The sequence below is a fragment of the Silvanigrella sp. genome, assembly GCF_044369315.1.
Classification (GTDB): Bacteria; Bdellovibrionota_B; Oligoflexia; order Silvanigrellales; family Silvanigrellaceae; genus Silvanigrella.
Genome location: NZ_JBIPMD010000119.1, coordinates 1 through 9717, shown reverse-complemented (window position 1 = coordinate 9717; position 9717 = coordinate 1). Strand labels below are relative to the sequence as shown.

The following is a 9717-nucleotide window of genomic DNA, read 5'->3' as shown; positions in this document are numbered from 1 at the left end:
TTTCAAAAGCAACTTGCTCTGACAATTTTAAAAGTCTATTTTCCATCTCCATTTAAATCTCCTCCTCAAAAGGAGATTTAATTCTGGATTTATGCTTTGTAAAAATCACTTATTGGGAGGACACACATAAACAGATATTTTATATTTATTTGAAATGATTATCCAAAGTTTTTAAATTTATGATGTCATGTTTTAATTTACTTAAGCGATAATGAGCTATTTCTTTATTATATCCAATTTAAATTCATAATTCGTAATATAATTATTTAAGACAAAGTTATCCATGAATTTGGAATGATATCAGTAAATTCATACTTTTTATGCCAATGTTTTGGAGAAATTACAATTTTATTTTCATTGCTATTTAACCAAGCTGCCCACCAACTAAAAGAACTATTTGCAATTATATTATGATTACAATGACTCATTAATCTTAGATCTTCATAACTAGAATCATTTCGGTTATGTGAAATAAAATAGGTCGGATAGTTAAATTTTAAATTTTCTTCAGCCCAATTAAGATCATCTGAAAATATAAAAAGTCCAATTTCTTTGTTTTTATCATTCTTATCTACTAGTAATTTTAATGCTGATTTATAATAATCTAATGGACAAATATAATAATTATTTACATTATTTTTAGATAAAAAATCACCTCTTCTAATATGAATTGATATAGAATTATAGTTTTTTATTAAATTTAAACTTTTTTTATTTTCAATATTTAATTCATTTTTAATTAAAAATTCATTTAAAATTTCGTTTCTATTATTAATAAAATATTTTTCACTTAAAAAATGTCCAATTAATATTTTTTCTTCATTAATTTTTTCAAAATTTTTTTGATATTTAAAATTTCTTTCAATATAAAAAGATTTATCTATAAAATTTAGCCCAAACTTTTTATACAAAATTAAAGATATACTATTATAATTTTTAATATTTTCATTTAAAATATCATCTTTGTAAAGAAATTTTGAACTAATTTTAAATTTATCTAACATAAAAGGGTGAATTGATAAACTTGGATGTGTCAAATCACAAAAAAGCGGTTTATTAATTTTTTTTGAAAGAGAGAATGCAGTTGCATATTGAAAAAGTTGATTACCCAAGCCTCCCCATAATTTAACAATTAATTTCATGATTCTCTCTTTTAATATTCTCTAACCAAAGTGTAAATTTATCGTCTTCATGTATGATTTTTTCTACTAAAATATTTTCTTTTGAGTTGTAAATTTCAAATTTTTCACGATTTAAATCAGAGTAAACCATTTCTTTGCATAACTCTTCTACTGATATTTTTGGACTCCAGTTCAATAAATCTTTTGCCTTAGAGTAATCTCCAACTAAAACATCAACTTCTGTGGGTCTAAAGTAATTAGGATCTACTTTAATTAAAACTTTAGAAGTTTTTTTACAAATTCCAACCTCATCAACTCCTTCACCTTTAAAGTATATATCTATATCAACAAATGAAAAAGCTAATTTTATGAAATCTCTTACTAGCATTGATCTGCCAGTAGCAAGTATAAAATCACTTGGTGTTGTATAATTAAGTATTTTCCACATTCCTTCGACGTAATCTTTGGCATGACCCCAATCACGTGAGGCATTTAAATTACCAATATAGAGACAATCTTGTTGTCCTAAAAGAATTTTTGCTACAGCCCTTGTAATTTTTCTTGTAACAAAAGTTTCTCCCCGTATTGGACTTTCATGATTGAATAAAATTCCATTTGTTGCAAAAATATTATAGGCTTCTCTATAATTTACTGTTGCCCAATAAGCATAAAGTTTAGCAACTCCATATGGGCTTCTTGGATAGAATGGTGTGCTTTCTTTTTGAGGTATTTCTTGAACTTTTCCAAATAATTCACTTGTTGAAGCTTGATAAAATTTTGTATGTTTTATTAGGTCTAAAATTCGAATAGCTTCTAAAATTCTTAATGCTCCAATAGCATCTGCATTTGCAGTATATTCAGGAGATTCAAAACTGACTTGAACATGGCTTTGGGCTGCTAAGTTGTAAATTTCGTCTGGACGAACTGTCTGTATAATTCGAATTAAGTTTGTACTGTCTGTAAGATCACCAAAATGTAAGAAAAATTTTGCATCCTGATTATGGTAATCAGTGAACATATGATCTATTCTTTGTGTATTAAAAGAACTAGATCTTCTTTTAATTCCGTGTACAATATAACCTTTTTTTAAAAGAAAATCGCTAAGATATGCACCATCTTGGCCGGTAATGCCTGTAATTAGTGCTATTTTTTGTTTGCTCATCATTAAACTCCAATAAGCTTTAATCTTGCTTATAAACAATTAAAATGTATTATAAAAGTTTAGCATAGTCTAGCATTTTACTTTAACTAACTAGACAATTGTGTAAATTAGGAATAAATCAATTTAATTTTTTTATTTTATAAAAGGAATTTTAATGAAAATATTTTTAACGGGCGCAAATGGAATGGTTGGGAAAAATATATTAGCGCATAATAAAGCTAATAAATATCAATTTTTTAATCCATCCAAAAATGAATTAAATTTACTTAGTCAAAAAAATGTCTATAATTATATTGAAAAAAATTCTTTTGATTTAATTATACATTGCGCAGGATTAGTAGGTGGTATTCTGGAAAATACACAAAACCAAGATAAATTTTTAATTGAAAATTTTGAAATTGGTAAAAATGTTATTCAAACTGCAAGAGAATTAAATGTCAAAAATTTAATAAATTTAGGAAGCTCTTGTATGTACCCAAAAGGGATTAATATTCCATTAAAGGAAAATATTTTATTATCTGGTGAATTAGAGCCAACAAATGAAGGTTACGCTTTGGCAAAAATAGCGATAGCAAAACTTTGTGACTTTATATCTAATAAATATGAAGGATATAATTATAAATCAATTATACCTTGTAATTTATATGGGAAATGGGATCGTTTTGATCTCCAACGCTCCCATATGATTCCTGCAGCAATTTCTAAAATTCATAATGCAAAAGAAAAAAACGAGAAATTTATTGAGATTTGGGGAGATGGAACTGCATTTAGAGAATTTATGTATGCCGAAGATTTGTCTGATGCAATCTATCATATTATTGAATTAGGATTAAATAATTTAGATAATTTTACAAATATTGGTTTAGGTTATGATTATACAATTAAAGAATATTACGAAACAATTTCAAAAGTTATAGGATTTAAAGGAGAATTTGTTTATAATCTTGAAAAACCTGTAGGTATGAAAAGAAAATTATTAGATGTATCAAAACAAAAAGAATTTAATTGGAATGCAAAAACTTCTCTAGTTGATGGAATTAAAAAAACTTATGATTTTTTTTTAGAAAGACATAATATAAGGAATTAAAATGAAATATCCATTATCAGTTTCTACATGGGATGATCTAGAAATAGCTGCTATACAAAATGTAGTTAGTTCTGGTAACTTTACTATGGGTGAGAATGTAAAAGAATTTGAAAATAAATTTGCAGAATTTGTCGGAAGTAAATATTGCGTTATGGTAAACTCTGGTTCTTCAGCAAATTTACTAATGATTGCGTCTTTATTTTACAAACAAAACCATAGATTAAAAAAAGATGATGAAGTTATTGTTCCTGCTGTTTCTTGGCCAACCACTTACTATCCAATTTCTCAATATGGATTAAAGTTACGATTTGTTGATATAGATTTAAAGACTTTAAATTATAATATTGAAGACTTGAAACACTCTATTACTGATAAAACTAAAGCAATTATGGTTGTTAATTTATTAGGAAATCCCAATGATTTTAAAGAGATTGAGAAAATTTGTAAAGAACATTCTTTAATTATGCTTGAAGATAATTGTGAATCTATGGGCGCAATTTATAACTCAAAACAAGCAGGAACTTTTGGTCTTATGGGGAGCTTTAGTTCGTTTTTTTCTCATCATATTTCTACTATGGAAGGTGGAATGATATTAACAAATGATGAAGAATTATATCATATATTACTTTCTTTAAGAGCGCATGGATGGACTCGAAATTTGCCTAAATATAATAAAGTGTCTGGTGAGAAAAGTGACGATCCTTTTGAAGAATCATATCGCTTCTTACTTCCAGGATATAATGTAAGACCTATAGAAATGAGTGGTGCAATTGGAATAGAGCAATTAAAAAAACTTCCAAATTTACTTGAATTAAGAAGAAAAAATGCTAAATTATTTCAAAAATTATTTTCAAAACATCCCTTTTTTGATATTCAACAAGAAATTGGAAATAGCAGTTGGTTCGCATTTTCATTAATTATAAAAGAAGGTGTAAATTTAAATCGTAAAAAAATTTCTAATTTATTATATGAAAATGGTATAGAATGTAGACCAATTGTTGCAGGAAATTTTTCTAAAAATGACGTTCTAAAATATTTACCACACACTATTTATGGTTCTTTACCAAATGCAGATAAATTAGATAAAGATGGTTTATATATTGGCAATCATGGATTTGATATGTCTGAAAACATTAATTATTTGTATAATGTCTTAAAGGATATCCATGAGTAAAGAAGAATGGAATTTATTTCAAGAGTATATCGACAATGTAAAATTGGATATATCTTTAAAGGAAACAATTCGATCTGAAATGTCATGCTTAGTTTATAATTATGGTCGGCATTTTTGTGGTAATCAAGAAAGTTTAAAAGCAAATATTTACGATCTAAAAAGAACAATAGAGTTTTTATTAGCAAGTTTCTTTTCTATTGAAAAAAAATCAAATAATAAAAAATTATTAGGCAGAACATATCATACCACAAAAACTGAAATTTTAAATTTAGGTTATAGTATTTATTCAAATCCTTGGGAAATTAAATTTGGTAATAATTTAATTGGAGAAAAAAAATTATCAAGTTTATTTTATTATTTTGGCTCTAAAATAATAAAGGAATCATTAGGCTTCTATTTTAGTAAGGAATTTCAAGAGAAAATACATGAAATCCAAAATGAATTTGAAAAATATGTTTTAAATAATAATTTCATTGGATATATAAGCCCTTTTGATGCTGCATTGAAAGAAAATATTTCAATTGATGTATTTAGAAAAATCAAGAAACCTAGTTTCGTTTTTTTGCACGGTTTGCCAGCAGTGTATAATTTAAAAGACAATCTTAGATCTGATTATCTTTTTGTATGGGGAGATAAGATAAAAGAGCAGTATATAAAATTAGGCGCTAATCCTGATAAAATTCACGTTTCTGGTCACCCATTTTTAAAAATAAATAAAAAAATAAATTTAAAATTTGATGTTTCAAAAGTACTTGTATTAACAAAGTCGATGAATGGTGGAATAATATTAAACCAAAATCGTTACTATGGTGATAGAGGGAATTCATTAGCTTATGTTTATCAAGTTCAAAATGTATTAAAAAGTTTAGGTATTCATTCCGCAACATTAAGAACTCATCCTTCAGAGAATAAATCTTGGTATTGGAAGAATATTGATCAAACTTTTTATGAATTAGATCAAGAATCATCATTGAATGAATCTATGAATTCAAAATCATTAATTATTGGCCCTGCTTCAACTGTTTTTTTAGAATCTATAGCAAGCGGTTTAAATTATATTGTCTATGAACCTATTGACGATTTAGGATTATCTTACGATGGAATTAAATTATCTCCACCTTTTGACTCGTCATATTTGAATGTCCCAGTTGCTAACTCAGCTTCTGAATTAAAATACCTTATAAAAAATAAAACAATATGTGATTACTCAGTTATTTTTGACTTTATTAAAGAAGACTATAATATTAATATTCTTAAATTGTTACTATGATTTTTGAAAAAATTAAGATTCTTTTTCATTAATATATTCTTTTATGTAATTTAAAATAGTATTCTTCGCATCAAAATCTTGTTTTATATATTTTTCTATTCGAATGGAATGAGTTAATATATGTTCGATAAAAGACTTAAGGTCATCTGGAAAATATATATTTTTCTTGAATTCAATCTCTTCATTAAAGAATAAAGGGTTAAGGTCCTCATTTCCTGATTGATTAATGAATCCTATTTTTTTATTTAAAGCTAAAGCTTCAATTCCGGTGGTTGAGCAAGATGAGAGAATTAAATTTGTAGATGTAATTACATTGTATATATTATATGTGTTTCTATCTAAATATTCAATATTATCAGAAATGAGTCCTGATTTTTCTAACTCAAAGATCTCATTGTTATTTCTTGGAAAGTATGAAAACTTTAAATTTGGAAATTCTTTGGTTAAAGAATTGAACGTTTTAATAGATTCAACTTCATTTGTTTTATGACTAAAAAAATGTTTTAGTAAACACTCATTTTCAATTGAATTTGAATATGTCCCAATATAAGTGACATCAAATTTAATAGGTGTTTTGATATAGTTTTTATAAAACTCAGATAATCTGTAGGATCCAATTTCTATATGCTTTTCATTTATACATCCTCCTTCTTCTCTTATATAAGAGGACTCTTTTGTTAAAAAACTAAAATAGAGATCAGCATAAGTAAAGTTTGCATCGCTTTCTTTTCCTCTTATCCCATTTTGGATTGTAAATAATTTACAATTAGCAGATTTTGCTTTTAAATAAGGGAATCCATTATCATTACCTGATAGTATAATTTTTGGATTAAATTTATACTTTAAATACCTTCCCGTAAAGAAATTTAGAATAATAATGGAATGTATAAATTTAAAATTAATATTTAATTCTTTGGATAAAATTTTGATTATTTTTCTCGTTTTAAAATAAATAAATATTGATTTATATAAATCTCTAAATAATATTTTATTGATTTGAGAAGCATTCATAATTTTAAATTTTATATCCTTAAAATCATCATCAGAAAATGAATAAAATGATTTTATGCTATTATTATACCAATCATCAATTAACAAGTTGTAATTATTTTTCTTATCATACTTAATTAATGATTGAAATATTGATAACAAAATTCTCAAAAAATAATATAAAAAAAATGGTATTTTTGAAAACTTTAAATTAGATTCAAGATTGTATTCTAAATTTGTTAATAAGTGTCTCTTTATATATAAAATAGAATATTTTTCATCTATAGTCGTTTCTTTTTTTAATACTTTTAAATATTCTTTTAAATATTTATTTTCTTCAAGTTCTTTTAAATTATTTAAGTTTTGATTTATTACTTTGCTATATTCTTTTGGGCTTGAAAATTTTATTAAATTAAAACTCATTTGATTCTTTCTTAGTATTTTTCAAAATAAATCTAAATTAATTGTTTTGTCAACTGGTTTTAAAATACCATGTCTATGTGAAACAATAATAATTGTCGTTTTACCTTTCATTTTTTCTATTGAGTGTGCGATTTCTAATTCTGTTTTTTCATCTAAATTTGCACTTGCTTCGTCTAATACTAGTAAATGAGGTTTATTAAGAACTGCTCTTGCTAAGCAAATTCTTTGTTTTTGTCCCGCAGAAATACCAGAGTGATCTTCAGAAATAATATAATCAAGAGAATATTTGTCAATAAATTGAGTTAAACTCGCCATGGATAAAGCATTGTAAATTTCTTCATCACTAACTTTATTATGAATACCGTATAATAAATTTTCTTTAATTGTACCTTTAATTAAAAAAGGTTCAGCACCTACATATCCTATTCTAATTTTATTTTCTTCTAAGAATGTTTTTGGATTTTGATCAGAAATTAATACATTACCTTTAGTTGGAAATATCATTCCTAGTAATAAAAGCAATAAGGTACTTTTGCCAGAACCACTAGCACCTATTATTCCAACACACTCGCCAGGTGAAATATTAATGGAAATATTTTTAAATATGATGTGATTTGAATTTGGGTAATTATAAGTTACTTTATTAAAGATAATATTTGGGATTATAGCGTTTTTATCAGAGCTATCAAATGTATTTTGCTGTGAAATATTAACTTCATTATATTTATTATTCCCCAAAAATCTTAAATTTTGTAGTATATCTTCAACGTTGTTTTTTGTTGACTCAGAAAAGTTCTTGTAAAAATTAAGAGCTATTTTTAATTGAGGATAATTAGAATTAATATTACTGAAATATCCTGTTAAAGATGATAAATATTGGATAAATCTAACTAATAAATATATAAATGAAATTAAAACTAAAGAGGGCGTTTTCCAAACATTTTGGCTAAAATGAATGACAAAAATAATTAAAATAATTCCTAAAAATGGAGGTAGAGTAGAACTAAATATAGTCAAAATTGATGTTCTAATAGCTTTTGATGAATAACTTAAAATATTATTAACTAAAGTATGATATTCATATTTCATAGTTCTCATAATATTTATAAAGATAATATTTCTCGATATTTTTTGTATTCCTTGATTTAATTTTTTTTGCTCAATTGGTATTTCATGAGCCACAGCTCTAACATATTTATTTATTTTTAAAATTAATAATCCTATAAAAAGTATTGAAAATAAACATAAAATAGTTTCTTTCCATGAGGTAAAAAATAAAACACCTAAAATGAATAAACATTGAATTAAATTTGAGATTAAAAATACTAAATTAGAAATAAAATATGTCGTTTTAGGAAATATTTCAGATATTTTAAAATTAATTTCCGAAGTGCAATTGTTATTGTTTGAATTATTATATAATAAATCATAAATAGAGAGTATTTTTAACCTTGAGTTGAAGTATTCTAAGATATAGTAATTGCTATGACCTGCTATAGTTTGAAAAATAAATCTTAAAAATCCAATTATAAGCAGAAAAAATATTGCATTAATCATATCAAAATTTGGAACACTTATACCAAATAATTTGACGTCAGAATTTAATAATCCTAAATTTATTAAAAATATTTGCAAAAATATTGCCACCATAATTTCAATAAAAGCTAAACAGAATGATAAAATAAAATTTATGATTAACCAATGTAATGGTTTTTTTCCGATAAATTTTAAAAGATTTACAACATTAATTTTCAAATTATAACTCATCTTTATAAAAAGTTCCTGTATAATGCCTAAATTTGACTTTAAAAATAATCAATACTTAATTTAAATTGATAAATATACTTGAAAAATTTTATTTACCGTAATTTCCGAAGTATAATTATTTAAAAATTTGTTATAAGCATTCTTCCGAAGTCGTTCCATTTTTTCCCCGTCTTGTAATAAATTTTCAATTGCATTTTCTAAATCTATTGAGGATTTTGGTTTAACTAAAACCCCATTAAAATTATCTTCTACAATTTCATTGCATCCCGGAACATCACAAGTAATTATTGGTCTGCCACATGCAGAAGCTTCAATAAGTGCTTTTGGCAGACCTTCTCTATAAGAAGGTAAGCATACTATTGTACATTGTTCAAGAATTTTAGGCATATCTTTTTGATAGCCTAAAAATTTTAAATTTAAAGCCTCATTTTTTAAAATATTAACCTCAAATAAACTTAGAGAAGAAGGATTTCCCAAATCAATATCGCCAGCAATCCAAACCTCATGTTTAAAATTTTTATTTGTGAGATTTTTAGAAGCCTCTATGAGCTCTTTAATTCCTTTCTCTTTAATTATCCGTGCAGGAAATAAAATAATTGGTGTTTCATTATAGTTAAGTTCACTATAATATTTGAATTCATTTTTATTTACTCCACTTCCTTCCACTAAAAAAATATTTTTTTTATGAATTTTAACTTTATTTAAAAAATATTTATAATCATC

The 9717-nt window shown here is 24.8% G+C and carries 8 protein-coding genes; 3 read left to right on the top strand and 5 right to left on the bottom strand.

Annotated elements, in window-relative coordinates:
• Positions 1–266: 266 nt before the first annotated feature.
• Both ACIQ56_RS10400 and gmd read right to left on the bottom strand, forming a co-directional pair.
• Entirely contained in the window at positions 267–1142 is an 876-nt protein-coding gene (locus ACIQ56_RS10400; protein WP_397600994.1) for an alpha-1,2-fucosyltransferase, read from the bottom strand.
• A complete protein-coding gene (gmd, locus tag ACIQ56_RS10395; protein WP_397600993.1) occupies positions 1126–2286 on the bottom strand; it encodes a GDP-mannose 4,6-dehydratase in 1161 nt (386 codons plus the stop codon). Before gmd ends, ACIQ56_RS10400 begins: the two co-directional genes overlap by 17 nt.
• Before the next feature lie 151 nt (positions 2287–2437).
• On the opposite strand from gmd, the gene ACIQ56_RS10390 reads away from it, so the two are divergent.
• Genes ACIQ56_RS10390 through ACIQ56_RS10380 form a run of 3 tightly spaced genes read left to right on the top strand, consistent with a single transcriptional unit; the run spans position 2438 to position 5814 of the window.
• The gene (locus ACIQ56_RS10390) at positions 2438–3370 is read left to right on the top strand and encodes an NAD-dependent epimerase/dehydratase family protein (RefSeq protein WP_397600992.1); all 933 of its coding nucleotides are present in this window, start codon (positions 2438–2440) and stop codon (positions 3368–3370) included.
• The gene (locus ACIQ56_RS10385; protein WP_397600995.1) at positions 3366–4544 is read left to right on the top strand and encodes a DegT/DnrJ/EryC1/StrS family aminotransferase; all 1179 of its coding nucleotides are present in this window, start codon (positions 3366–3368) and stop codon (positions 4542–4544) included. The genes ACIQ56_RS10390 and ACIQ56_RS10385 overlap by 5 nt, the downstream gene beginning before the upstream one ends.
• Complete coding sequence (locus tag ACIQ56_RS10380) at positions 4537–5814, top strand: hypothetical protein (protein WP_397600991.1); 1278 nt, start codon at positions 4537–4539, stop codon at positions 5812–5814. Before ACIQ56_RS10385 ends, ACIQ56_RS10380 begins: the two co-directional genes overlap by 8 nt.
• Positions 5815–5826: 12 nt before the next feature.
• Here the strand turns inward: ACIQ56_RS10380 and ACIQ56_RS10375 are convergent, their stop codons facing one another.
• The 3 genes from ACIQ56_RS10375 to ACIQ56_RS10365 form a co-directional block, all read right to left on the bottom strand.
• The gene (locus ACIQ56_RS10375) at positions 5827–7227 is read right to left on the bottom strand and encodes a hypothetical protein (protein WP_397600990.1); all 1401 of its coding nucleotides are present in this window, start codon (positions 7225–7227) and stop codon (positions 5827–5829) included.
• 21 nt (positions 7228–7248) lie between these two features.
• Positions 7249–8994, bottom strand: coding sequence for an ATP-binding cassette domain-containing protein (locus tag ACIQ56_RS10370; RefSeq protein WP_397600989.1), 1746 nt, complete (start codon positions 8992–8994; stop codon positions 7249–7251).
• A 60-nt stretch (positions 8995–9054) separates the two neighbouring features.
• Positions 9055–9717 (bottom strand): glycosyltransferase (locus tag ACIQ56_RS10365; protein ID WP_397600988.1); only part of this gene is annotated, 663 nt, incomplete at its 5' end.

Coding starts and splice junctions, on each gene's coding strand:
- ACIQ56_RS10400 (WP_397600994.1), bottom strand. CDS start 1,142: ATGAAATTAATTGTTAAATTATGGGGAGGCTTGGGTAATCAACTTTTT.
- gmd (WP_397600993.1), bottom strand. CDS start 2,286: ATGATGAGCAAACAAAAAATAGCACTAATTACAGGCATTACCGGCCAA.
- ACIQ56_RS10390 (WP_397600992.1), top strand. CDS start 2,438: ATGAAAATATTTTTAACGGGCGCAAATGGAATGGTTGGGAAAAATATA.
- ACIQ56_RS10380 (WP_397600991.1), top strand. CDS start 4,537: ATGAGTAAAGAAGAATGGAATTTATTTCAAGAGTATATCGACAATGTA.
- ACIQ56_RS10375 (WP_397600990.1), bottom strand. CDS start 7,227: ATGAGTTTTAATTTAATAAAATTTTCAAGCCCAAAAGAATATAGCAAA.
- ACIQ56_RS10370 (WP_397600989.1), bottom strand. CDS start 8,994: ATGAGTTATAATTTGAAAATTAATGTTGTAAATCTTTTAAAATTTATC.